A 25131-nucleotide genomic window follows, 5' to 3' on the forward strand; every position below is an offset into this window, starting at 1 on the left:
TTTTTTACTTCTATCACATACCTAAATTTTTAAAGAACAGTTCTGATTAAAAAATCAGAAATCAATATTTCAATCAAGCAAAGAAATACTCATTTCTGATCTCTCGTCACAGTTACATGTAATGTATTGGTGGAGCCATGCGGGATCGAACCGCAGACCTCCTGCGTGCAAGGCAGGCGCTCTCCCAGCTGAGCTATGGCCCCAATACAACGTATTGAAGAACCGTTACCCCATCTGATAACTGACAGTATTTAAGCACTTATTAACAAGTACTTAGAACACTGAATTTTGTGTAAAGCAAGGCATTTTAGTGCGCCGCTTAGTAAACTAAGCAAGCAGTAAAATAACGACGATTTACGCAAAATTGGTGGGTCTGGGCAGAGTTGAACTGCCGACCTCACCCTTATCAGGGGTGCGCTCTAACCAACTGAGCTACAGACCCAATTATCACTTGGGTGTAGACCCAATCGCATTACATATACAAATCAAGCAATTCGTGTGGATGCTCATGAAGACGCTGATGTCTTCGATTAAGGAGGTGATCCAGCCGCAGGTTCCCCTACGGCTACCTTGTTACGACTTCACCCCAGTCATGAATCACACCGTGGTAACCGTCCTCTCGAAAGTTAGACTAGCTACTTCTGGTGCAACCCACTCCCATGGTGTGACGGGCGGTGTGTACAAGGCCCGGGAACGTATTCACCGCGGCATTCTGATCCGCGATTACTAGCGATTCCGACTTCACGCAGTCGAGTTGCAGACTGCGATCCGGACTACGATCGGTTTTATGAGATTAGCTCCACCTCGCGGCTTGGCAACCCGTTGTACCGACCATTGTAGCACGTGTGTAGCCCTGGCCGTAAGGGCCATGATGACTTGACGTCATCCCCACCTTCCTCCGGTTTGTCACCGGCAGTCTCCTTAGAGTGCCCACCATAACGTGCTGGTAACTAAGGACAAGGGTTGCGCTCGTTACGGGACTTAACCCAACATCTCACGACACGAGCTGACGACAGCCATGCAGCACCTGTGTTAGCGTTCCCGAAGGCACCGATCTATCTCTAGAAAGTTCGCTACATGTCAAGGCCAGGTAAGGTTCTTCGCGTTGCTTCGAATTAAACCACATGCTCCACCGCTTGTGCGGGCCCCCGTCAATTCATTTGAGTTTTAACCTTGCGGCCGTACTCCCCAGGCGGTCAACTTAATGCGTTAGCTGCGTTACTAAGTTCTCAAGGAACCCAACAACTAGTTGACATCGTTTACGGCGTGGACTACCAGGGTATCTAATCCTGTTTGCTCCCCACGCTTTCGCACCTCAGTGTCAGTATCAGTCCAGGTAGTCGCCTTCGCCACTGATGTTCCTTCCTATATCTACGCATTTCACCGCTACACAGGAAATTCCACTACCCTCTACTGTACTCTAGCCTGCTAGTTTTGAAAGCAATTCCCAGGTTGAGCCCGGGGCTTTCACTTCCAACTTAACAAACCACCTACGCGCGCTTTACGCCCAGTAATTCCGATTAACGCTTGCACCCTTCGTATTACCGCGGCTGCTGGCACGAAGTTAGCCGGTGCTTATTCTGTTGGTAACGTCAAAACTTAGCGGGTATTAACCGTAAGCTCTTCCTCCCAACTTAAAGTGCTTTACAATCCGAAGACCTTCTTCACACACGCGGCATGGCTGGATCAGGGTTTCCCCCATTGTCCAATATTCCCCACTGCTGCCTCCCGTAGGAGTCTGGACCGTGTCTCAGTTCCAGTGTGACTGATCATCCTCTCAGACCAGTTACAGATCGTCGCCTTGGTGAGCCTTTACCTCACCAACTAGCTAATCTGACCTAGGCTCATCTAATAGCGCAAGGCTCCGAAGAGTCCCCTGCTTTCTCCCGTAGGACGTACGCGGTATTAGCTTACCTTTCGGCAAGTTATCCCCCACTACTAGGCAGATTCCTAGGCTTTACTCACCCGTCCGCCGCTCGTCAGCAGAGAAGCAAGCTTCTCTCTGTTACCGCTCGACTTGCATGTGTTAGGCCTGCCGCCAGCGTTCAATCTGAGCCATGATCAAACTCTTCAGTTATATTCTGATCGAGTTTTGAGAAAACCCTAAACTTGGCTCAGCAATCGCAAATATCTTTTATAAAAAAGACAAAAATAACTCTATGAATTCACAGAGTAACTTGTGTTGCTGATAATCTTGGCGACTATCAGTCATTCATCACAAGCACCCACACGAATTGCTTGATTAACTATGTTAAAGAACGATTTGGGAGATCTAATCGAGCCACCCAAGCAACTCAGCAATCTCAACCAAGGCCGCGCATTCTACGCTAAACCCGAACTGTGTCAAGCGTTATTTTAAATTCTTTTTCAACCGAAACTCAGAAGAAACCTAATCAAAACAACTCTTTACCACCTGCCGCTGAAGCGATGCCCCGTCGACAGGTGGCGTATATTACAGCAATTATTTCCCTTGTAAAGCCCTAAAGTGAAAATAGTTTAAATTATTTACCACACTCGGCTTTATTGAAGTTTTTAAGGCGCTGTCCTGCCGCATCCTCTAACCAAGCACTGACAAACCATCCATTAGCCCGGGCTTTAATTTGATAGCGCTCTCCTGCCATAAAGCCATCATACTCCAGTACCGCATCACAACGCCGTTGTGAGTCCATGCCTTGGCCACCACGATCATAACTAATACGTACTGTTAAGCGTTGGGCACCAGGCGCTACTTGGAAATAGCGGGCATCGCGTAAGATCTGATTATTCAAGCGCATAGCAGCAACTCGCACCCCTGGTGCAGAGACCACATCAATCCACGCCAACTGAGGAACATGTGCAGGTACTGGCTCAGCACAGGCATTAAGCGCCAGCACACTGCATAACCAACCAAGTATAGATATTTTTTTCATTAGGTAAAAAACCAATAGCAGACACTAATTGCAGCAATCACACCAGCCAGCTCAGCTAAAAGTGCGCACCCTACAGCATGGCGTGCCCGTTGAATGCCCACTGCGCCAAAATAGACAGCCAACACATAAAACGTAGTTTCAGTACTACCTTGAATAGTGGCTGCCGCTAATGCAGCAAAACTATCCACTCCCTGAGCTTGCATGGTTTCAATCAGCATCGCCCTAGCAGCACTGCCAGAAAAGGGCTTCACTAGCGCAGTAGGGAGTGCGTCAACAAAGCGACTATCCCAATTAAACCATTCAACTAACCAACGAATACCTTCTAAACCAAACTCTAAAGCGCCTGATGCTCGCAGCACACCAACAGCACAGAGCATAGCTAATAAGTAAGGCAAAAGATTTTTAGCAACATCAAAACCCTCTTTCGCCCCTTCTATAAAAGCTTCGTAAACTGGCAGGCGTTTAATCGCCCCTAAAATTAAAAAACTGAGAATAATGCCAAATAGCGTGAGGTTTCCTAAGAGCGATGACAAGCTGGCCAAAGCTACCGCGCTCAATCCAGATAAGATGGCAATAAAGCCCCCTAACCCTAGTGCAGCAGGAATAAAGTAGGCAAGCACTACTGGATCCCAGACCCGCAAACGCTGCATAAAAGCAACTGATAATAAACCCACTAGTGAAGAGGCGCTGGTTGCTAACAAGATAGGCAGAAAAACTAGCGTTGGATCTGCAGCCCCCTGTTGCGCGCGATACATAAAAATTGAGACCGGCAACAAGGTCAAAGAGGAGGCATTTAGGACTAAAAATAAAATTTGTGCGTTACTGGCAGTGGTTTTTGAGGGGTTAAGCTCTTGCAAAGCACGCATCGCCTTTAAGCCAATCGGGGTTGCGGCATTATCTAAACCAAGACCATTGGCAGCAAAGTTTAACGTAATTAACCCAAGCGCGGGATGTCCTTTGGGAACCTCGGGCATCAAGCGGGCAAATAAAGGGCCTAATAACTTCGCCAGTAATTCAACTAAACCCGCTTTTTCGGCAATTTTAAGCAATCCAAGCCACAAGGTCAGGGTGCCAAACAATAAAATCATTACATCGACTGACAGTTTGGCCATACTAAATAAGCTTTCAACCATGGCGGCCCACACCTCGGGCTCACCACCTAGCCAACGTACTAAACCAGCTACCGCAGCAACCAGAAAAAAACTTAACCACAATCCATTTAACATGAGTTAGCCTTTGTGCTGATTCAGTACATAAAGCAGTGCTGCCGTCTGCGCATCTGGCTGACCATCAAAGTTTTGTGGACGATATTTCATTTGAAATGCCGCAAGTACTTGATGTGTCTCTTGATCCCACTCACCATGCTGCTCAACCTGATAGCCTACTTTAGCTAGCTGCTGCTGAAACCAAAGTGCGCTGGGCTGTTGATAAAACCTAGGAATGAGCGCATTTACTTGCTGCGTATCTGGCCAGCTGATTAAACCCTCATCGGCTAAACGCTTCCAAGGAAATAAAGGACCGGGATCAAATTTACGTAAAGGCGCTATGTCGCTATGGGCAATGATGCTGTCTTTACCTAGCTGATGGCGCTGCATAATATCTTTAAGTAATACAATTAACTGATCAATTTGCTGATCATTCCATGAGTACCAAGTCTTGTTACCTGCGGCATCTTCCGTAAAGCCCTTATTCACCATTTCAATCCCAATTGAATTAGCATTTAAAAAGGTTTTACCTTGCCAAGCACTCACCCCGGCATGCCACGCCCGACGATTTTCATCAACTAACTGATAAATTTTAGCCGTCCGATCATCAATTAAATAATGACTACTCACTTGCTCTTGAATTAGTAAATACAGTGAGCGATCAAAATCAGTCGCGGTATAGTGCAAAACGATGTACTGCACTCGACTATCCTGCCCTTTGGCCTGATAACTTCGATCAATGTTTAAGCCCGAACAGGCGCTTAACAATAAAAAACTAAAAATTATTAAGTATTTCTGCATTTTCGCCCTCTAATCCAGACTCAACTGACTTACGATTAAATTGTCCTAGGTAAAATATCAGACTTCTCGCTACAGATTCATACCTAGCAAATAAATAAGGTTAATTTTTATGACGTACGTACATCCTACCCATAGCCCTATTATTGGTTACGCCCTGTGGATTTTTGGCTTTCTAGGCGCCCACCGCTTTTATTACGGTAAACCCATTACTGGAACCCTATGGTTTTTCACCTTAGGTTTATTAGGATTGGCTGGATTATTGACTTATTGTTAATACCCGCAATGAATCGTGAAGCCGAGTCGCGTTTTACCTCTGGACGCTTTGACTACAATGTTGCTTGGTTGTTACTGACCTTTTTAGGGGTATTTGGTTTGCATCGCTTTTATCAGCACAAATGGATTACCGGGATTTTGTATCTATGCACTGGCGGCTTATTTTTATTAGGGATTTTATATGATTTCTGGACCCTAAATACTCAGATCTCAGAAAAGAACCGCTTACGCTTTGATTAATAGCAGTAAATAACCCAGCCAGTGTTCAGTACTGACTGGGTTGTATTTGGCTACTTGTTCTTCGTTGGACGTGGCCAGTTTTCACGAATCCGCTGATCGGCACGCTCGACAATTAAAGCCCCTGCAGGAACATTTTTACTCACAGTAGAACCGGCGCCGGTAGTCGCCCCTGCGCCAATCTCTAAGGGAGCAACCAGTGAGCTATTGGAGCCAATAAAGACATCTTCACCCATCACCGTCTTAAACTTATTAGCACCATCGTAGTTACAAGTAATAGTTCCAGCGCCAATATTGGTCCGCGCTCCTACTTCGCTGTCACCTAAATAAGTAAGGTGTCCAGCTTTTGCACCTTCACCTAAATAGGTGTTTTTGAGCTCAACAAAGTTACCTACATGGGCTTTTGCTGCCAAAACAGCCCCTTGACGTAAACGGGCAAAGGGACCACAGTCAGCTTCGGTTCCCACCTCCGCTCCCTCAAGCACACTATTAGCTTTAATGATCGCACCGGCACGTAATACGCTGTCTTTAATCATACAGTTAGGACCGATGTGTACGTTATCTTCGATTACCACTCGACCTTCTAGAATGACATTAATATCAATCAGCACATCACGCCCAACACGCACTTCACCGCGCAGATCAAAGCGCTGTGGGTCACGTAAAGTAACGCCCTGAGCCATTAGCTCACGCGCAGCGCGGTATTGATAATGACGCTCAAGTTCAGCTAACTGGATACGGTCATTCGCCCCCTGTACCTCCAGTGGATCAGCTGCAATTTCTGTGGCTACTGTGACGCCATCTGCTACCGCCATCGCAATAATATCGGTCAAGTAATACTCGCCTTGGGCATTGTCATTGGATAAACGCCCTAACCACTCAATTAACTGCGCGGTTGGTACCGCCAAAATACCGGTATTCCCCTCACAAATAGTTCGTTGCTGCTCAGTTGCATCTTTGTGCTCAACAATAGCCTGAACCTCACCTTGGCTATTGCGCACAATACGTCCATAACCCGTAGGATCATCAAGCTTAACGGTTAATAAACCTAGCTGCTCAGAACTCACTTTAGCTAACAAACGCTCTAAGGTTGCGGCAGTGATTAAAGGGACATCACCATACAAAATTAATGTGTTATCGGCCGTCAGTGCTGGAATAGCTTGGGCAACTGCGTGGCCTGTACCTAATTGTTGGGCTTGCTGCACAAAACTCAGGTTTTCACCTTGGATCAGTTCACGTACTTGTTCCGCACCATGCCCAATCACCACCTGAATACTGTTGGGCTTAAGTTGCTCGGCAGTATGGATAACATGCCCAAGCATGCTGCGCCCGGCAACCGGATGCAGCACCTTAGGTAAAGACGAACGCATACGAGTACCTTGTCCCGCAGCCAGCACCACAATATCAAGTGACATATAAAATTCCTTCGACACTAATCAAAAATAAACCCAATAAAAAAGGGTAGCCTAGGCTACCCTTTTTCATACTACAGATGAAGCTATACCCAATTAACGACCTACTTTTTTGCGTAGCTCGTGGATGGTACGTAATTGTGCAGCAGCTTCTGCTAAGCGTACCGCAGCAGCGGTGTAGTCAAAGTCAGCGCTTGCATTTGCAATCGCACGCTGTGCTTCTTCTTTGGCTGCTAAAGCAGCAGCTTCATCAAGGTCAGACGCACGAATCGCAGTATCTGCTAATACAGTTACCATGTTCGGCTGAACTTCGATAAAACCACCAGAGAGATAGAACATCTCTTGCTCGCCACCTTCTTTTATCACACGGACTGGGCCCGGTTTAATGGTGGAAAGCAGCGGCGTGTGGCCAGGTAAAACACCTAAATCACCCATGTGACCATGGGCAACGACCATTTCAACCAAACCAGAGAACAGCTCTTTTTCTGCGCTGACAATATTGCAGTGGACTGTCATGGCCATATCAATCGCCTCAGTTTGTGGATCAGGCAGATGCTAAACACATCTGCCTATCCTTTGCATTGCGCTAGGCGCGTGCAAGTTAGAGTTTGTTTGCTTTCTCAATGGCTTCGTCGATAGTACCTACCATGTAGAACGCTTGTTCTGGTAGATCATCATAGTCACCATTTAGAATGCCTTGGAAACCACGGATGGTTTCTTTCAGCGACACGTACTTACCTGGCGCACCGGTGAATACTTCAGCAACGAAGAATGGCTGAGACAGGAAGCGCTGGATTTTACGAGCACGAGATACTAACTGCTTATCTTCTTCAGATAATTCGTCCATACCCAGGATCGCAATAATGTCTTTCAGCTCAGTATAGCGCTGCAATACATATTGTACGCCACGGGCACAGTCGTAGTGCTCTTGGCCGATAACCATTGGGTCTAGCTGACGTGAAGAAGAATCCAGTGGGTCAATTGCTGGGTAAATACCTAAAGAAGCAATGTCACGGGACAGTACAACCGTCGCATCCAAGTGGGCGAAAGTAGTGGCTGGGGATGGGTCAGTTAAGTCATCCGCTGGTACGTAAACTGCTTGAATCGAGGTAATAGAACCAGTCTTGGTAGAAGTAATACGCTCTTGCAGTACACCCATCTCTTCCGCTAGCGTTGGCTGATAACCTACTGCTGAAGGCATACGGCCTAACAGTGCAGATACTTCAGTACCCGCTAGGGTATAACGGTAGATGTTATCCACGAATAACAGTACGTCACGGCCTTCGTCACGGAACTTTTCCGCCATGGTCAAACCGGTTAACGCTACGCGTAAACGGTTACCTGGTGGTTCGTTCATCTGACCGTAAACCAGTGCTACTTTGTCCAGAACGTTAGAGTCGTTCATCTCGTGATAGAAGTCGTTACCTTCACGTGTACGCTCACCAACACCGGCGAATACGGAGTAACCACTGTGCTCGATCGCGATGTTACGGATCAGCTCCATCATGTTTACGGTTTTACCAACACCGGCACCACCGAACAGACCTACTTTACCACCCTTAGCAAACGGGCAAACAAGGTCAATTACCTTAATACCTGTTTCTAGGATTTCATTGCCGCCTGCTTGGTCAGCGTAAGAAGGTGCTTCGCGGTGAATCGCCCAGCGCTCTTCTTCACCGATTGGACCGGCTTCGTCAATTGGGTTGCCCAGTACGTCCATAATACGGCCCAGGGTTTTAACACCCACTGGTACAGTAATTGGAGCACCTGTGTTTACTACATCTAAACCACGCTTTAGACCTTCAGTCGAGCCCATCGCAATAGTACGTACGATACCATCGCCAAGTTGCTGCTGAACTTCTAAAGTCGTTTCAACGCCCTGAACGTTCAGTGCGTCATAAATGTTCGGTACCTGCTCGCGTGGGAATTCCACGTCGATAACGGCGCCGATGATTTGAACGATACGTCCGCTACTCATATCTGGTTCCTCTGAATATTTGAACCGTTCTTAAACCGCGGCAGCGCCGCCGACGATTTCTGAAATTTCTTGCGTAATGGCTGCTTGACGAGCTTTGTTGTAAACCAACTGAAGGTTATCAATAAGTTCGCCGGCGTTGTCGGTTGCGTTTTTCATCGCAATCATACGCGCAGCTTGTTCACAAGCACTGTTCTCAACCACTGCTTGGTACACCTGGGACTCAACATAACGCACAATCAAATCATCAAGTAATTGCTGTGCGTTAGGCTCATATAGATAATCCCATGAACCCAAGCGAGGTGTTTCTACGCCTTCGTCATCTGCCGCATTAACCGCCAGTGGCACTAATTGCTCAACGGCTGGTTTTTGCGTCATGGTGTTGACGAACTTGTTAGAAACTAAATACACGCGATCAAGACGACCTTCTGCAAAACCATCCAGCATGATCTTAATACTACCGATTAAGTCACTTAATGCTGGAGCTTCACCTAAGTCACTCACGCTTGCAACAACGTTGCCGCCATAACTACGGAAGAAGCTAGCGCCTTTTTTCCCGATGACGCAGAACTCTGCTTCAACGTTGTCGGCTTGCCAGTCCTTCATGTTATTAATTAAGGCCTTGAACAGGTTAAAGTTCAGGCCACCGCAGAGACCACGATCAGTTGAAACGAGGATATATCCTACGCGTTTCACTGGACGGTCAACCATGAATGCATGCTTATACTCGCTATTTGCATCGGCTAAGTGGCCAATAACTGCGCGAATATGTTCTGCATAAGGACGGCCTGCTGCCATGCGCTGTTGTGCTTTGCGCATTTTACTGACCGCCACTTTCTCCATGGCGCTGGTGATCTTTTGCGTACTTTTGATGCTCGCAATCTTGCTGCGAATCTCTTTTGCGCCTGCCATTTGACACCCTTCAGGTTAGCAAGCGGGAACACAATGCTCCCGCTGCGGCTTACCAGCTCTGAGTGGCCTTGAACTTCTCGATACCTTCTTTAATCGCGGCATCGATATCGTTATTAAAGTCACCCTTCTCATTGATTTTCGCCATTAAATCAGCGTAATCACGTTTGAAGAAGGCTAACAAGGCTGCCTCAAAAGCACCCACTTTGTTAACTTCAACGTCAGTTAAGAAACCACGCTCTGCAGCGTAGAGAGATACTGACATTTCAGCGATAGACATTGGTGCGTATTGTTTTTGCTTCATCAGCTCAGTAACACGCTCACCATGCTCTAACTGCTTACGGGTTGCTTCGTCTAAGTCAGAAGCAAACTGGGCGAAAGCGGCCAATTCACGGTACTGCGCCAGAGCGGTACGAATACCACCTGAAAGCTTTTTAATGATCTTAGTTTGAGCTGCACCACCTACCCGCGATACCGAAATACCCGCGTTAACCGCTGGACGAATACCGGCGTTAAACATAGATGACTCAAGGAAGATCTGACCATCAGTAATAGAAATTACGTTGGTCGGTACGAAAGCAGAAACGTCACCTGCCTGAGTTTCAATGATCGGTAACGCAGTTAAAGAACCGGTTTTACCTTTCACTTCACCCTTAGTGAACTGCTCAACGTATTCTTCAGATACACGTGCTGCACGCTCAAGTAAGCGGCTGTGTAAGTAGAATACGTCACCTGGGTAAGCTTCACGTCCTGGTGGACGACGGAGCAACAGGGAAATTTGACGGTAAGCAACCGCTTGCTTAGACAGGTCATCGTATACGATTAACGCATCTTCACCGCGGTCACGGAAGTATTCACCCATCGTACAACCAGAATAAGCTGATAAGTACTGCAGAGCGGCAGATTCAGAAGCACTCGCGGCCACCACGATGGTGTTAGCTAAGGCGCCTGTTTCTTCTAATTTACGTACAACGTTAGCAATGGTGGATTGCTTCTGACCAATAGCTACGTATACACACTTAATGCCGCTATCTTTCTGGTTGATGATAGCGTCAATTGCTAATGCTGTTTTACCAATCTGACGGTCACCAATGATCAACTCACGCTGACCACGGCCGACTGGAATCATCGCGTCCACAGACTTATAACCAGTTTGTACTGGCTCGTCTACGGATTTACGCCAAATAACACCAGGAGCAACTTTTTCAATTGCATCGGTTTCTTTAGCGTCGATTGGACCTTTACCGTCAATCGGGTTACCTAGAGCATCGACCACACGACCTAAAAGCTCAGGACCTACCGGAACTTCAAGAATGCGGCCAGTGCATTTCGCACTCATGCCTTCGGTTAAACCTAAGTAGCTACCTAAAATAACCGCACCAACGGAGTCACGCTCCAGGTTCAGTGCCATACCGTAGATACCACCAGGGAATTCAATCATTTCACCGTACATCACATCGGCTAAGCCGTGGATACGTACGATACCGTCAGACAAGCTGACGATGGTGCCCTCATTACGGGCTTGAGCGGAAACATCAAGCTTAGCAATACGCTGCTTGATAATTTCACTAATCTCAGAAGGATTCAGTTGCTGCATGTGCCATGTCCCTCAAATCAGGATTTCAACGCTTCGGCTAACTTTTCAAGTTTGCCGCGGACCGAGCCGTCAATAACCAAGTCACCGGCGCGAATGTATAAACCACCAATTAACTCTGGGTTTACAGTCGCCTTCGGGGTGACGGTACGATCAAGCCGCTTGGATAAGGCGGCAGCCAATGTTTGGAGTTGCTCTGCGCTTAACTCGAAAGCCGACTGCACTTCGACATTTAATGAACGATCAGCTTCAGCTTTAAGCTGAGCATAGTTTTCGTACACTGCTGGCAACAAAGCCAGACGGTCGTTTTCGCCAAGTACATGAAGGAAATTAACAAACTCACCGCTTGTATTGCCTTCACACAATTGTGCTAAGAGCTCAACTTTGCCATCACGCGTTAACTCAGGATTGCCAAGCTGCTGGATAACCGCTGGCTCTTCCACTGCCGTAGCAGTCAGTGCCAACATGGCAGCCCACTCATCAGCTTGACTCGCTGTGGAGGCATATTCATAAGCTGCTTTCGCGTAAGGCCGAGCAAGCGTATTGGTATTCAGCATCGCTTGCCTCTCTTAAAGTTGTGCGGCCAATTGTTCGACCAACTTGTTATGCGCCTTAGAATCAATGCTTGATTCTAGAATCTTCTCTGCACCCGTTACAGCTAGCGCTGAAACCTGGCTACGGAGTTCTTCTTTGACGCGACTAACTTCTAGTTCAATCTCAGTTTTAGCACTGGCAATCAAGCGCTCGCCTTCGGCGCGGGCTTGTTGTTTAGCTTCTTCTACGATTTCGTTAGCAGTCTTATTTGCTTTTTCTAGAATTTCTGCAGCGGTCTGCTTGCTCTCACGTAATGTTTGTGAGGCTTTTTCTTGAGCAAGTTTTAAATCCTGCTCTGCGCGGCCTGCAGCATCTAAACCTTCAGCAATTTTTTTCTGACGTGCATCCATGGCTCCAGTAATTGGTGGCCATACGAACTTCATGCAAAACCAGACAAAAATAGCGAAGGCAATCAACTGACCGACTAGCGTCATATTAATATTCACTGATCAACCTCATGCTATTTGATTATTCACAGGGGCAACGCCCAAACGGCAGGCTCGCCTGCCGTTTAGTGAAACCAGTTAGATCAGCCAGCCATACCTGGTGCAACAACGAAGATCAGGTACATTGCAATACCAACACCGATCATTGGAACCGCGTCAAGTAGACCCGCCATGATGAAGGTTTTGGTTTGTAGCTGAGGTGCCAATTCTGGCTGACGCGCTGTAGACTCGAGCAGTTTGCCACCTAACAGAGCAAAGCCGATACCTGTAGCTAGTGCGCCCAGACCAATGATAATGGCGGCAGCGATGATTACAATTTCCATAGTAACTCCTAGGGTTTTTTAAGGTTTAAGGTTTAAGTCAAAGGTTTATAGAATTAACGCTCGCTTTCGCGTCAATGGTCTTCGTGGGCTGCGCTCAAGTAAACGATCGTCAGCACCATGAAGATAAAGGCTTGTAGCGGAACGACCAGAATATGGAAGATCGCCCAAGGCCCATATAGCGCCCACTGAACGTAAAACGGCAGTAGCGCAATCAGGATAAACACTACTTCACCTGCGTACATGTTACCGAACAGACGCAAAGCGAGGCTTAATGGCTTAGTTAACAGACCTAGGATTTCTAGGAATAAGTTAAAGGGCACTAAAGACCAGTGTTTAAATGGAGTAAAGGACAGCTCTTTGGCAAAGCCACCCACGCCTTTAATCTTGATGCTGTAGAACAGAATTAAGAAGAAGACGCCAATTGAGATACCAAAGGTACCGTTTGGATCAGCCGTAGGTACGTATTTGAACTCAGGAATTCCCATCCACGCAGCTAGACCTGGGATCACATCCACAGGAATCCACTTCAAGCTGTTCATCAGCAAAATCCACATAAAAATGGTTAATGCCAATGGAGCAATCAGCGCGCTACGACCGTGGAAGGTGTCGCGAACCATGCCTTGTACGAACTCAACTGCAACTTCTACGAAGTTTTGCAAACCAGTTGGAACACCAGCATTAGCTTTTTTCGCGACGCGACGGAAAAGATAAAGGAAGATACAGCCCATTAAAATGGACATAACCATGGTATCTACGTGAATTGCCCAAAAACCCATGGCTTGGGCTTCTTCAGCAGTTTGTGCAAACTGCCAAGTACCGTCCAATTTTCCATAGGTTAGGTTTTGTAAGTGGTGCTGGATATATTCAGCAGGGGTCTGTGCCATAAACGCCTCAAACGCTCAACGCTTTAGAAAGCTTTTAGTCAATAGAAGTACTGATGCGGAAGTTATCTGCACCAAAATATAACCCACGAATACCATTCCGATATTCAAAGGTTTTACTCCAATAAACAGCACTGCAAAGAGCACTGCCGTTAAAACCATTTTACCTGCCTCACCCGCCCAAAATGACTGGATGACAGCATTTACCGAACGCGCGCCAAAATAACGAAAGGCTTTATAGGTAAAGTACGCGTTAGGTATAACTGCAGCTAATCCGCCTAATAAGGCCGAATATGCTGCTTTAAAATCAATCACACCCCACAAAATGGCGCCTAGTATACAACAAGCGAGCACTTGAATTAAGAGCGCCCTCAGGAATACCTGTTTTCGGAAAGGTGTTGATTGATTTTGTCGCATATTTTCCCTTTCCTAGCTTGTTTCTGCAGTAGATTTTGTCCTACTACCGACTAAACGCGCGCAAAGTATAGGGTGCCCGCGCTAAGCATTCAACTAGAAACGCTTTTTTTTCAATGAATCCATCGCTATTTAGCAAAGTGCTGCAACACACCTTGCAGCTCATCAACGGAACTATAACTAATTACCAGCTGTCCTTTGCCCTTTTGTCCGTGCTTGATCTTGACGCCAGCTCCCAGTTTTTCAGCTAACCTCTGCTCTAAGCGCTTAATATCTGGATCAGCTTTAGTCGGCACTGGTACCGGCTTAGGTTGTTGTAATTGCTTAACTAAGGCCTCGGTTTGACGCACCGTCATTCCTTTAGCGACTACCTGCTGCGCAGCCTCTACCTGTTGCTCAAGGGGTAACCCTAATAACGCTCGCGCATGTCCCATCTCTAAATCGCCATGCCCGACAAAGGTTTTGATTTCTTCAGGTAAACTGACCAAACGCAGCAAATTAGCCACCATAGAGCGTGACTTACCAACTACTTCCGCCACTTCTTGCTGGGTTAACTCAAACTCCTTTTGTAAACGCTGTAACGCTAAAGCTTCTTCTATGGGATTAAGGTCTTCACGCTGAATATTTTCAATCAGCGCCACAGCAATCGCTGCCTCATCGGGCATTTCGCGAATAATCGCTGGAATTTCGACCAACCCAGCTTGCTGAGCGGCGCGCCAGCGTCTTTCCCCAGCGACAATTTCATAGCGCTCTTGACCAATCGCTCGCACAATAATCGGCTGGACTACGCCTTGCTGCTTAATCGAAGCAGCCAACTCTTCTAGCGCGGCAGGATCCATATCCTGGCGGGGCTGGTATTTGCCGCGCTGAATTAACTCAACCGACAACTCACGCAAACCTAACTGACTAGCTGCAGCTGCTTCTGTGACGGGCTCTTTGGCTTGCTCAAGGGATACTTTGGCATCTCCAAGTAAGGCGCCTAAACCGCGTCCCAACCCACGTTTCTTCACTGCCATGTTTATTTACTCCGCCCCGCTGCACGTTTATTCGCCCGTTGACGCCGAGTTAGCTCAGTAGCCAAAGCTAAATACGCCTCAGCTCCTTTGGACGCTTTGTCATACACCAGCGCTGGCATACCGTGACTGGGAGCCTCAGCTAAACGAATGTTACGTGGAATAATGGTGTCATAGAGCTCATCTGGAAAGTGCTCTTTTAATTGTTCAGAGACATCATTCATCAGACTTAAACGGGCGTCATACATAGTGCGTAATACGCCTTCAATTTTCAGCTGAGGATTAATCACCGCAGCAATTTGCTGAATGCTGCCAATTAAGTCGGTCAGTCCTTCTAGTGCGTAGTACTCACACTGCATAGGAATAATCACACCATCAGCTGCAGCTAAGGCGTTAATCGTGAGCATATTTAGCGAAGGCGGACAGTCAATCAAAATAAAATCATAGTTATCTTTAACCGGCGCCAGCGCTTCCACTAAACGTTGCTCTTTATTAGGCAACTCCAACAAGGCTACCTCTGCCGCCGTAAGATCTCGGTTAGCTGGTAACAGCTGAAAACCGCCATGCTCAGAAAAATGAATCGCTTCAGCAAAATTACACTCACCCACCAGCACATCATAAATTGAATGCTCAAGATGATGTTTATCAACCCCACAACCGGTAGTGGCATTGCCTTGTGGATCTAAATCTATTAGCAAAACACGACGGCGGGTAGCCACCAGGGATGCGGCTAAGTTTACGCAGGTAGTGGTTTTACCCACACCACCTTTCTGGTTGGCAATGGCAAAAATTTTACCCATTGTGTTTCTCTACTCCACTTCGCTACGACGAAGAATAACTAGGTGCCGTTGACCTTGACAGCCAGGCACCGTTAAAACGTGACAGTGTTCCACCGCAAAATCTTGGGGCAACTGAGCAATTTCATCTTCTGGCTCAACCCCTTTCATCGCCAACCACTGAGTGCTTTGATTACCGAGATGGCGGGTCCAGTTAGTAAAATCTTCTAAAGAACTAAAGGCGCGCGAGACAATGCCAGTAAAGGCCTCGGCCGGCTGCACTTGCTCAACTCGGCTGTTAATAACCGTAAGGTTATTTAACCCTAACTCCAGCTGGACTTGGGTTAAAAAGCGAGTTTTTTTCCCTACCGAGTCAACCAAGGTAAAGTGTTTTTGCGGAAACAAAATTGCCAACGGAATCCCAGGAATTCCACCACCTGTACCAATATCCGCTAAGTTATCCCCAGCTTGGGTCACGTAATGATGAATACTTAAACCATCCAACAGGTGGCGAGATACCATTTCATCAATGTTACGCACCGCAGTTAAGTTATAGGCTTTATTCCATTTAGCCAATAAACCAAGATAAGCCAATAGCTGCTGCTGTTGCTCTGTGGATAACATAATCCCTAATTGTTTGGCTCCTTGCAGCAATTCATCAGCATGGGCTTGGGTCACCTTTGACATTAGGACTGACTCTCCACTTGTGCATGCGCCTCACGCTTTTTCAGATGAATCATTAACAAGGAAATTGCCGCCGGGGTTACTCCTGGAATACGCGAAGCTTGTCCTAGAGTTTCTGGACGATGCTGCTCAAGCTTAGATTGGATCTCTTTCGATAAACCCGAAATTTTCTGATAATCCAAGCCACTGGGTAATTTAGTTTCTTCACTGGCGCGCAATTTTTCAATTTCTTCCAGTTGTCGTGAAATATAACCTGCGTACTTGGTTTTAATTTCAATTTGCTCGGCCACCTGATCATTTTCAATTTCCGTGCCTGTGGCTTGCATTAAACCACGGTAGTCCACTTCCGGACGGGCTAACAAATTGAGCAAATTATATTCATGGGTCAAAGGCGTACCGAATTTTTCCATAATGGCTTTACCCGCTACGGTGTCTGGACGTACCCAAGTACTACGCAAACGCTGCTCTTCCTGAATAATGCCTTCACGCTTGGCTTCAAAGACAGCCCAGCGCGCATCGTCGACTAAACCAAGCTCACGACCTATTTCTGTTAAACGCAAGTCGGCGTTATCTTCACGCAAAATCAGTCGATACTCAGCGCGGGAAGTAAACATCCGATAAGGCTCTTGGGTACCCAAAGTAATTAGATCGTCAATTAATACCCCAAGATAAGCTTGGTCTCGACGTGGGTACCACGCCTCTTTACCTAGTGCGCGGCGGGCAGCATTGGTTCCGGCTAATAAACCTTGCACACCGGCTTCTTCATAGCCAGTGGTGCCGTTAATTTGCCCAGCAAAGAATAAACCATCAATCACCTTAGTTTCTAAGCTGTATTTCAAATCCCGCGGATCAAAGAAGTCATACTCAATTGCATAGCCTGGACGCAAGATGTGAGCATTTTCCATACCACGAATCGAGTGGACCAAGTCCAGCTGTACATCAAACGGCAATGAGGTAGAGATGCCATTGGGATATAGCTCGTGGGTGTTGAGTCCTTCAGGTTCTAAAAACACCTGATGACTTGGTTTATCGGAAAACCGATGAATTTTATCCTCAATCGATGGGCAGTAACGAGGGCCAATGCCTTCGATAGCACCCGCATCTGAATACATTGGTGAGCGATCAAGGTTATTAGCAATAATTTCGTGAGTCCGCTCATTGGTATGGGTAATCCAGCAACTCACTTGGGCTGGGTGATCGGTTTGACGGCCCATATAAGACATTACCGGCAACGGCGTATCGCCAGGTTGCTCAGTCATCACCGAGTAATCAACAGTACGTCCATCAATTCTAGGAGGAGTACCGGTTTTTAAGCGCGCTACGGTTAAAGGCAATTCACGTAAACGTTTAGCTAACGCATTGGCCGGTGGATCACCGGCTCGACCGCCCGAATAATTTTCTAGACCAATGTGGATCAAGCCACCTAGGAAAGTACCAGTAGTTAACACTATGTTGTCACACATAAAGCGTAGTCCCATTTGGGTAACAACGCCTTTTACTTGGTCTTGCTCAACAATCAGATCATCAGCCGCTTGTTGAAAAACCCATAAGTTAGGTTGGTTTTCAACAATTTCCCGAACGGCAGCTTTGTATAACACACGGTCAGCTTGTGCACGTGTGGCTCTGACTGCAGGCCCTTTACGGCTATTTAAAATACGAAATTGAATACCGCCTTTATCGGTTGCCATGGCCATGGCACCACCGAGGGCATCAATTTCTTTAACTAAATGACTTTTACCAATACCACCAATCGCTGGGTTACAGCTCATTTGGCCAATGGTTTCAACATTGTGCGTTAACAACAGGGTTTTGACGCCTATACGAGCTGCAGCTAATGCAGCTTCAGTACCAGCATGGCCACCACCGATGACAATGACATCAAAACGGGAAGGATAATCCACCACGCACCTCAAGCTTGCTTGTTCGGGAATCTAATTAGAAGAAGGTGAATAGTATAGGAAATTTGTGTTTTTTTCAGAAGTAACTGCTTAAAGGCGATCAAGCTTGTAGTTTTCCTAGCTCAGGTTTTGTAGTTTTGCTACACAGTACATAGTAAACAATAATAGAATAGTTAATTCTTTTAAAAGATTATTATGGTTATTGTTATTAGTGTGTACTGTTTCTGTTACTAATCTAATAAATTCCTTCAAAAACATAGCTTTACAGTGTTTAAAAGTATGTGCTTATGCTTTTCAAATCAAGCGGATAGGCTCCTATTAAGCTGTGGGCAAACAGAACACTTACCCACAGCCCCTATCTGGCTACAGTTTATCGAACGATTATTGACCTAGCTTAGATCAGCTTATGCACAGGGTTTAAATCCAATAAACGAAAAAAAAGCCAACCTCTAGGATTGGCTTTAAATGCTTGATTGAGCTATTTACCGATACAAAAACTAGAAAAAATTCTTCCCAATAAGTCGTCAGCACTAAATTCGCCGGTAATTTCCCCTAATGCTTGCTGTGCCTGTCGTAAATCCTCAGCTAATAACTCACCAGCACTAGCATGGATTAATTGCTGATAACCATGGGCTAAATACTGCTGAGCTTGCTCTAATGCTGCTAAGTGACGCCGACGTGCACTAAAAGTGCTTTCTGCAGTCTGACTATAACCCATGCAGGTTTTTAAGTGTTCACGCAGTAAATCAACGCCAGCGCCTGATTTAGCTGATAAGTTAATGCTGACATGCCCATCAGCACTGCGTACTTCTTCAACGCAGCCTGCTGATAAGTCGATTTTATTTTGGATCAGCGTCACCTTATCCATAGCGGGCGCCTGCTCTAAAAACTCAGGCCACAAGGCAAAAGGATCGGCGGCCTCTGCGGCGGTAGAATCAACCACTAATAAAATCCGATCCGCTTGATCAATCGCTTGCAGGGCGCGTTTAACCCCAATTTGCTCTACCTGATCAGCAGTAGTACGTAAGCCCGCCGTATCCGTAATATGTAACGGCATGCCATCCAGATGAATATGCTCCTTCAACACATCCCGTGTAGTACCGGCTATATCTGTAACAATGGCTGCCTCATAACCTGCCAGGGCATTTAATAAGCTGGATTTACCGGCATTCGGGCGGCCAGCAATCACAACATTCATGCCATCGCGTAGCAAGGCACCTTGACCTGCTTCTTGTTGTACGGCGATTAGTTCAGCCTGCACTTTTTCTAATAACTGCTGAATATGGCCATCGGCTAAAAAGTCGATTTCCTCTTCAGGAAAATCAATCGCCGCTTCCACATGAATTCGCAGGGCAATTAATTGCTCGGTGAGCCCATGCACTCGTTTGGAAAACTCCCCTTGTAATGAACGCAAGGCATTACGCGCTGCCTGCTCAGAGCTGGCTTCAATTAGGTCAGCAATGGCTTCAGCTTGAGCCAGATCGAGCTTGTCATTTAAAAACGCCCGCTCACTAAACTCGCCTGGATTGGCTAACCGCGCACCCAAAGCAATACACAATTTCAGCAGCATATCTAATACCACAGGCCCGCCGTGGCCTTGTAGCTCCACCACATCTTCACCAGTAAAGGAGTGCGGATTGGGGAAGAATAAGCTCAGCCCTTGATCTAGCGGGTGCTGTTGCTGATCAAAAAATGGGCCGTAGTAGGCATAGCGCGGATTCAGCTGGCGCTGGGTGATTTGCTCACCAATCTGTCTGGCATTAGGACCGGATAAACGAATAATTCCAACGCCTCCACGGCCTTGGGCAGTAGCGATGGCGGCAATGGTGTCTTTATGATGACGCATAGGATACCTATAACAAAAGCGGCTTACGGCAAAATTATATGGGTTGCAATAAAAAAACGCTCCACAAGAGGAGCGTTTTTTATTATCCGTCCTGCTTAAGCACTAGCAGCAGCGGCTTTCTCAATTTTGCGCGTAATGTACCACTGCTGCGCAATTGAGAGAATGTTGTTAACTACCCAGTACAGTACCAGACCTGCAGGGAACCACAGGAAGAAAAAGGTAAAGATAATTGGCAGTAACTTCATCACTTTAGCCTGCATTGGGTCCGGCGGTGTTGGGTTCAGCATTTGCTGAATAAACATGCTGGCGCCCATAATGATTGGCAGAATAAAGTAGGGGTCTTTACTGGATAAGTCGGTTAGCCAGAACATCCAAGGCGCTTGGCGCATCTCTACGCTTTCGAGTAACACCCAATACAAGGCTAAGAAAACCGGCATCTGCAATAAAATAGGCAAGCATCCACCCAATGGGTTGATCTTTTCTTTTTTATACAGCTCCATCATGCCTTGGGATAACTTTTGACGGTCATCACCATACTTTTCTTTTAATGCTTGCATCTTTGGTGCAACTGCGCGCATCCGTGCCATTGAGCGATAGCTGGCGGCTGATAATGGGAAGAACGCCAGTTTAATTAGCACCGTCAACATAATAATTGACCAGCCCCAGTTCCCTAAAAGACTGTGGATTAAACTCAGTAACCAGAAAATCGGCTGAGCGATAAACCAAAGGAAACCATAGTCAACGGTTAACTCTAAACCTGGGGATAACTTTTTCAGATGCGACTGAATTTTAGGCCCCGCATACAAGGTAGCCGTTAAGCTTTGTTGCTGACCTGGCGCAATATTAACTGCATCGGCAGTATAGCCAACAATATAATTACCCTGACTATCTTTACGGGTTAAGTAGTTATTGCTCTGATTTGAATCAGCTATCCAAGCAGTAACAAAATAATGCTGTAACCAAGCAATCCAACCGCCTTGTACTTTTTCAGTAAAGCGTTTGTCGTCCATTTTACCCATGGACATCTTTTTGTAGGGCTCATCTGGGGTCCACATGGCCGCACCAATATAGGTTGCGGTACTGGCAGCGCCTGCAGATGACGGATCATCCGAGTCATCACGTTTTAATTGCGCAAAGAGATTACCTTGCCAAGTGCTTTGGCTTTGGTTATCCACAATGTAGGCCACATCAATTTGATACGCCTGCTGATTGACGCATTCTACGCGGCGTTGCTCAATTTGCGTAGCGGAACAACTTGCATTTAAACCACGATGAAAGGTAAAACGCTTGGTGTAATTAATCCCTTGTTCACTGAATAACAGATCAACTTGTAATTGTTCTTGTTGTTCTGTTAGACGGTAATCAGTCTGAGCTGCACGATACAGTGGACGTCCTTCGGCGCGCGCATCAGGTCCATTGGCACCGGCTAAACCACTTTGCGCCACATACAGGTGCTGTTGGTTATCAGTGAATAACTGAAAAGGAACCTCAGGATTTTTAGTGCTGCGCGGATACTGTAAAAGCTTTAGCTCAACAATATCGCCACCGACAGGGTTAATTGCCAGCGACATCACATCCGTTTGGACACGAATCAATTGCTGAGAATTAGCTTCGGTGGTGCTAGGTAAATCGCTAGGAGCAACGGCAGAGTCTGCAGTTTGACCTTGTGCAATAACCGGTAAGTCTTCGTTATCCACAGCGGCAATGCTAGGCACATCAGCATGCTGCTGAGTGACTTGAGCAATGTCTGTGGGTAACTGTTCGTGTCCGTAGTCTTCGTTCCACTTTAATACCATCACATAAGACACAATGGCTAGTGCAACGAGTAATACCGTGCGTTGGATATCCATGATTACTTGGCCGTAGAAGATGAACTGGGTGGAGGAACTGGGTCATAACCGCCAGCGTTCCAAGGATGGCAACGTCCAAGACGACGTGCCGATAACCATCCACCGCGAATAATTCCATGTTGTTCTATTGCATCAACAGCATAATGTGAACAACTAGGATAAAAGCGGCAATGGCTGGCCATCATAGGGCTAATGGCATATTGATAAAAACGAATAGGCAATAACACCAGTTTTTTCATGGTGATTGCTCAATACTGGCTTGTGTTCTACGCAGTAAGCGTTGCCAAAGCTTATCGAATTGCTTGTTCAACTCAATATTCTCTAAATCAGCAGCACCTTTTCTTGCAATCACCACTAAATCTAAGCCTGCAAGCTTAGCCTGATGATGACGGAAAGATTCACGTATCTGACGTTTTAAACGATTTCGTTCAACAGCTAGTTTTACGTTTTTTTTGCCTATAACCAACCCAAGTCGGGCATGACTGAGTTGGTTATAGCGCACAAGAATCAGAATAGTTTTATCTGAAACCTTGTTATCAGCCTTATCGAAAACTGCTTTGAATTGACTAGGCTTTAAAAGACGCTTGTCTTTTTCAAAACAGAAACTCACCGATAAATCCGATGAATAGGATTAAGCGCTTAAACGCTTACGGCCTTTAGCACGACGACGAGCAAGAATTGCACGACCGTTTTTAGTAGCCATACGAGCACGGAAACCGTGGTTACGAGCACGTTTAATAACACTTGGTTGGAATGTACGTTTCATAGTTTTGTTACCTGGTGACTTCTTTGGGCAAATGGGTCCCGAAGTGGTCCCCGATTTAAATAGACAGGCGATTCTATTGAAAGCAGCGGCTAAGGTCAATTCTCTAGTGATTAAAATTTGCCCAGCTCATAAGAATTAGTGGCATTTTGCCTGAAATCTTAACGAGCAAAAAATAATGAATTCACTGATTAACATAATAAAAATAGATAAATAAAATTTTTAAAGATTATTTTTATTGTTGTTATTAGGTTTCGATAAAAAATGTATAAATTAAATAATCTTTTTAAAATCAGTGGTTTGTTGGATTTTCAACTGTGCTGAAAACAGCTTCTCAACAGGTGCAAGTGGTGAGTGTAAGTTGTGGGTAAGATCTAAGCTTATGCACAGCCTAAAAAAACTAAAGGTTATACACAGCCTGGTGCAAAATGTTTAGGCTCAGTTGTGCACAGGGTTTAGGGGAGGGAGAGGAGTAAAATTTGCGCTAGGTAAACTGAAGCGCGATAATACAAAATTTTCTGGTTGTGCAGGTTTGCGCTATGGGTAACGAATAGATGCGGTTTACGATTAAGCAATGGAACGCTTACACACTAGGTTGCTCTAGCCCAAAAAGTTGGGAATGCTATCTCGCTGGAAAAGAGTTACCGCTAGATAGGGAAGAAATAGATGTTAGTTTTTTACCTGCATTACAGCGTAGACGCTTAACATCTTTAGCTAAAATGGTATTTCATGTTGCTTGGCCGCTAGGGCGAAGTGATGGACCTCAGCCACTGGTATTTAGTTCACGACATGGCGATAACATTAAAAATTTAGCGTTGCTTGTCGATGTTGCTAACAAAGAGCCTTTATCGCCTGCAAGTTTTAGTTTATCTGTACACAATGCCATTACTGGACTGTGGTCGATTTACCGACAACAAACAGCCGAAATGATTGCTGTAGCTGCAAGAAGGGATAGCTTGGAGACAGCAGTGATAGAGGCTTGTTTACTGTTGAATCAAGGTCACTCATCGGTCTTAGTTGTGGTGGCTGAAGACTCACAGCCAGAATTTTATCAACCATGGATTGATGATGTGCCTTATCCGTATGCATTGGCGTTAGAGATTGCTCCAGGAAATGACTGGCAGTTAACGCAAGAGGGCGCTTTAACTATTCTACCTTTTGAGAATCAGCCAAGATTACCCGCAGGTTTATCCATCATTTCTTTGTTATTAGGGAAGGTCACTGAGCAAATTAAGCGAGGAGCAACCAATCAAGCTTGGAGATGGAAGCATCATGTTAAGGGATAGCCAAGGACGAGCCAGTGCTCCGTATTGGTGGCGATTATGCTTCACGGCATTAAGTTTCACTTTGTTTGGTTTAGGTGGGCTTTTTTTACGATTGTTTTGTTTTCCTATTCTATTTTTATTTACGGATGATTTAGAACTTAAACAAAAACGTTCCCGCTACCTCATTCATCTCACGTTTAAAATTTTTATTGGATTTATGCGTTGGACTGGCGTTATTAGCTATCAGATAAAAAATGCTGAGCAATTAGGTCAGCCTGGACAGTTGATCATTGCCAATCATCCTTCGTTAATTGATGTGGTTTTACTCATAGCACAAACGCCAAATGCTAATTGCATAGTAAAAGAGTCGTTGTGGAATAATGTGTTTATGCGAGGACCGATTCGCGCAGCCGGCTACATTAGTAATAATGGCAGCGTAGAAATGCTAGATGAAGCTGTAGCTGCTTTACAAGCTGAGGAGACACTGATCATCTTTCCTGAGGGCACACGTACCACACCGGGACACGTACCAGAATTTCATCGAGGTGCTGCTGCGATCGGATTAAAAGGAGCAAAAGTAGTCACGCCAGTGGTTATTTCAGTGACTCCAAGCACTCTTACTAAGTCAGAGTCTTGGTATCAAATACCTAAGGTAACTCCTTTCTTTTTATTAGAAGTTAAATCGTCAATCAATCCAAGAAATTACACAAAAGAAGGCTCAACACCGAAAGCCTCGCGCCAGCTGAATAACGATCTGCATAATTTTTATTTACAGGAGCTCTTTGAGCATGACTAACTTAATTTCAGAGTTGAAACAACTCGTCATTGATTCTTTGGGGCTAGAAGATATCACCACTGATGACATTGAATTTGAAGCGCCTTTATTCGGGGATGGATTGGGCTTGGATTCAGTAGATGCACTTGAGCTTGGGCTAGCAGTACAGAAAAAATATGGCATTAAAATTGATGCTGAATCAAAAAATGTCCGTTTACATTTCGCTAGCATCAAAAGCTTGGCTGAGTTTATTCAAAGTCAACAAGCAGCAGGTTGAGAGGACTAAAA

General features: G+C 45.9%; 25 protein-coding genes, 2 tRNA genes, 1 rRNA gene and 1 pseudogene. 4 read left to right on the top strand and 25 right to left on the bottom strand.

Translation table 11 applies throughout. From position 1 onward, the window contains the following. Positions 1-127: 127 nt before the first annotated feature. The 6 genes from AC2T15_RS11715 to AC2T15_RS11740 form a co-directional block, all read right to left on the bottom strand. Positions 128-203, bottom strand: a tRNA-Ala gene (locus tag AC2T15_RS11715). A 162-nt stretch (positions 204-365) separates the two neighbouring features. Continuing rightward, positions 366-442, bottom strand: a tRNA-Ile gene (locus AC2T15_RS11720). Positions 443-531: 89 nt separating this feature from the next. Beyond that, positions 532-2077: ribosomal RNA gene (locus AC2T15_RS11725) — 16S ribosomal RNA — on the bottom strand. Positions 2078-2501: 424 nt separating this feature from the next. Next, a complete protein-coding gene (locus tag AC2T15_RS11730) occupies positions 2502-2909 on the bottom strand; it encodes a PA0061/PA0062 family lipoprotein (protein ID WP_486778385.1) in 408 nt (135 codons plus the stop codon). Next, a complete protein-coding gene (locus AC2T15_RS11735) occupies positions 2909-4135 on the bottom strand; it encodes a nucleoside recognition domain-containing protein (RefSeq protein WP_053100758.1) in 1227 nt (408 codons plus the stop codon). Before AC2T15_RS11735 ends, AC2T15_RS11730 begins: the two co-directional genes overlap by 1 nt. A gap of 3 nt (positions 4136-4138) precedes the next feature. Further along, the gene (locus AC2T15_RS11740; RefSeq protein WP_486778386.1) at positions 4139-4915 is read right to left on the bottom strand and encodes an N-acetylmuramoyl-L-alanine amidase; all 777 of its coding nucleotides are present in this window, start codon (positions 4913-4915) and stop codon (positions 4139-4141) included. A 109-nt stretch (positions 4916-5024) separates the two neighbouring features. On the opposite strand from AC2T15_RS11740, the pseudogene AC2T15_RS11745 reads away from it, so the two are divergent. Beyond that, positions 5025-5428 (top strand): annotated as a pseudogene (locus AC2T15_RS11745) (NINE protein). Positions 5429-5478: 50 nt separating this feature from the next. Here AC2T15_RS11745 and glmU read toward each other — a convergent pair. From glmU to rpmH, 19 genes are all read right to left on the bottom strand, one after another. After that, the gene (gene glmU / locus AC2T15_RS11750) at positions 5479-6840 is read right to left on the bottom strand and encodes a bifunctional UDP-N-acetylglucosamine diphosphorylase/glucosamine-1-phosphate N-acetyltransferase GlmU (RefSeq protein ID WP_486778387.1); all 1362 of its coding nucleotides are present in this window, start codon (positions 6838-6840) and stop codon (positions 5479-5481) included. 93 nt (positions 6841-6933) lie between these two features. Continuing rightward, entirely contained in the window at positions 6934-7359 is a 426-nt protein-coding gene (locus AC2T15_RS11755) for a F0F1 ATP synthase subunit epsilon (protein ID WP_486778388.1), read from the bottom strand. A 79-nt stretch (positions 7360-7438) separates the two neighbouring features. Next, complete coding sequence (gene atpD / locus AC2T15_RS11760; protein ID WP_053100763.1) at positions 7439-8815, bottom strand: F0F1 ATP synthase subunit beta; 1377 nt, start codon at positions 8813-8815, stop codon at positions 7439-7441. A 30-nt stretch (positions 8816-8845) separates the two neighbouring features. After that, entirely contained in the window at positions 8846-9724 is an 879-nt protein-coding gene (gene atpG, locus AC2T15_RS11765) for a F0F1 ATP synthase subunit gamma (RefSeq protein ID WP_053103187.1), read from the bottom strand. 49 nt (positions 9725-9773) lie between these two features. Next, on the bottom strand, positions 9774-11318 hold the full coding sequence (gene atpA / locus AC2T15_RS11770; protein WP_053100765.1) for a F0F1 ATP synthase subunit alpha: 1545 nt from the start codon (positions 11316-11318) through the stop codon (positions 9774-9776). A 17-nt stretch (positions 11319-11335) separates the two neighbouring features. After that, complete coding sequence (locus tag AC2T15_RS11775) at positions 11336-11872, bottom strand: F0F1 ATP synthase subunit delta (protein WP_053100766.1); 537 nt, start codon at positions 11870-11872, stop codon at positions 11336-11338. A 12-nt stretch (positions 11873-11884) separates the two neighbouring features. Continuing rightward, a complete protein-coding gene (locus AC2T15_RS11780) occupies positions 11885-12355 on the bottom strand; it encodes a F0F1 ATP synthase subunit B (RefSeq protein WP_053100767.1) in 471 nt (156 codons plus the stop codon). 83 nt (positions 12356-12438) lie between these two features. After that, entirely contained in the window at positions 12439-12678 is a 240-nt protein-coding gene (atpE, locus tag AC2T15_RS11785) for a F0F1 ATP synthase subunit C (RefSeq protein ID WP_053100768.1), read from the bottom strand. A 71-nt stretch (positions 12679-12749) separates the two neighbouring features. Further along, positions 12750-13562 (bottom strand): F0F1 ATP synthase subunit A, encoded by an 813-nt coding sequence (atpB, locus tag AC2T15_RS11790; protein WP_053100769.1) that lies wholly within the window; start codon positions 13560-13562, stop codon positions 12750-12752. A gap of 15 nt (positions 13563-13577) precedes the next feature. Then, positions 13578-13976 (bottom strand): F0F1 ATP synthase subunit I, encoded by a 399-nt coding sequence (locus tag AC2T15_RS11795; RefSeq protein WP_080995546.1) that lies wholly within the window; start codon positions 13974-13976, stop codon positions 13578-13580. A 125-nt stretch (positions 13977-14101) separates the two neighbouring features. Beyond that, positions 14102-14989: a ParB/RepB/Spo0J family partition protein gene (locus tag AC2T15_RS11800; protein ID WP_486778389.1), complete on the bottom strand. Its 888-nt coding sequence runs from the start codon at positions 14987-14989 to the stop codon at positions 14102-14104. A 2-nt stretch (positions 14990-14991) separates the two neighbouring features. Further along, positions 14992-15786 carry a ParA family protein gene (locus AC2T15_RS11805; protein WP_053100771.1) on the bottom strand — a complete coding sequence of 265 codons (795 nt, stop codon included), beginning with the start codon at positions 15784-15786 and terminating at the stop codon, positions 14992-14994. A 9-nt stretch (positions 15787-15795) separates the two neighbouring features. Beyond that, entirely contained in the window at positions 15796-16449 is a 654-nt protein-coding gene (rsmG, locus tag AC2T15_RS11810; RefSeq protein WP_486778390.1) for a 16S rRNA (guanine(527)-N(7))-methyltransferase RsmG, read from the bottom strand. Then, positions 16449-18347, bottom strand: coding sequence for a tRNA uridine-5-carboxymethylaminomethyl(34) synthesis enzyme MnmG (mnmG, locus tag AC2T15_RS11815; RefSeq protein WP_486778391.1), 1899 nt, complete (start codon positions 18345-18347; stop codon positions 16449-16451). Before mnmG ends, rsmG begins: the two co-directional genes overlap by 1 nt. Positions 18348-18822: 475 nt before the next feature. Beyond that, positions 18823-20190, bottom strand: coding sequence for a tRNA uridine-5-carboxymethylaminomethyl(34) synthesis GTPase MnmE (gene mnmE, locus AC2T15_RS11820; protein WP_486778392.1), 1368 nt, complete (start codon positions 20188-20190; stop codon positions 18823-18825). Between the two features lie 95 nt (positions 20191-20285). Further along, entirely contained in the window at positions 20286-22040 is a 1755-nt protein-coding gene (yidC, locus tag AC2T15_RS11825) for a membrane protein insertase YidC (RefSeq protein ID WP_486778393.1), read from the bottom strand. Positions 22041-22042: 2 nt separating this feature from the next. Next, the gene (yidD, locus tag AC2T15_RS11830; RefSeq protein WP_486778394.1) at positions 22043-22279 is read right to left on the bottom strand and encodes a membrane protein insertion efficiency factor YidD; all 237 of its coding nucleotides are present in this window, start codon (positions 22277-22279) and stop codon (positions 22043-22045) included. Then, positions 22276-22650: a ribonuclease P protein component gene (gene rnpA / locus AC2T15_RS11835; RefSeq protein WP_053100777.1), complete on the bottom strand. Its 375-nt coding sequence runs from the start codon at positions 22648-22650 to the stop codon at positions 22276-22278. The genes yidD and rnpA overlap by 4 nt, the downstream gene beginning before the upstream one ends. A 21-nt stretch (positions 22651-22671) precedes the next feature. Next, positions 22672-22806 carry a 50S ribosomal protein L34 gene (gene rpmH, locus AC2T15_RS11840; RefSeq protein ID WP_486778395.1) on the bottom strand — a complete coding sequence of 45 codons (135 nt, stop codon included), beginning with the start codon at positions 22804-22806 and terminating at the stop codon, positions 22672-22674. Positions 22807-23357: 551 nt separating this feature from the next. On the opposite strand from rpmH, the gene AC2T15_RS11845 reads away from it, so the two are divergent. From AC2T15_RS11845 to AC2T15_RS11855, 3 genes are read left to right on the top strand one after another with little or no spacing between them, the layout of a single operon-like run. After that, on the top strand, positions 23358-24089 hold the full coding sequence (locus AC2T15_RS11845; RefSeq protein WP_053100779.1) for a beta-ketoacyl synthase chain length factor: 732 nt from the start codon (positions 23358-23360) through the stop codon (positions 24087-24089). Further along, positions 24076-24864: a lysophospholipid acyltransferase family protein gene (locus AC2T15_RS11850; RefSeq protein WP_053100780.1), complete on the top strand. Its 789-nt coding sequence runs from the start codon at positions 24076-24078 to the stop codon at positions 24862-24864. The genes AC2T15_RS11845 and AC2T15_RS11850 overlap by 14 nt, the downstream gene beginning before the upstream one ends. After that, positions 24857-25120, top strand: coding sequence for a phosphopantetheine-binding protein (locus AC2T15_RS11855; protein ID WP_486778396.1), 264 nt, complete (start codon positions 24857-24859; stop codon positions 25118-25120). Before AC2T15_RS11850 ends, AC2T15_RS11855 begins: the two co-directional genes overlap by 8 nt. Positions 25121-25131: the final 11 nt, after the last annotated feature.

It is taken from the genome of Thiopseudomonas sp. SA1F2-1K, assembly GCF_057443035.1.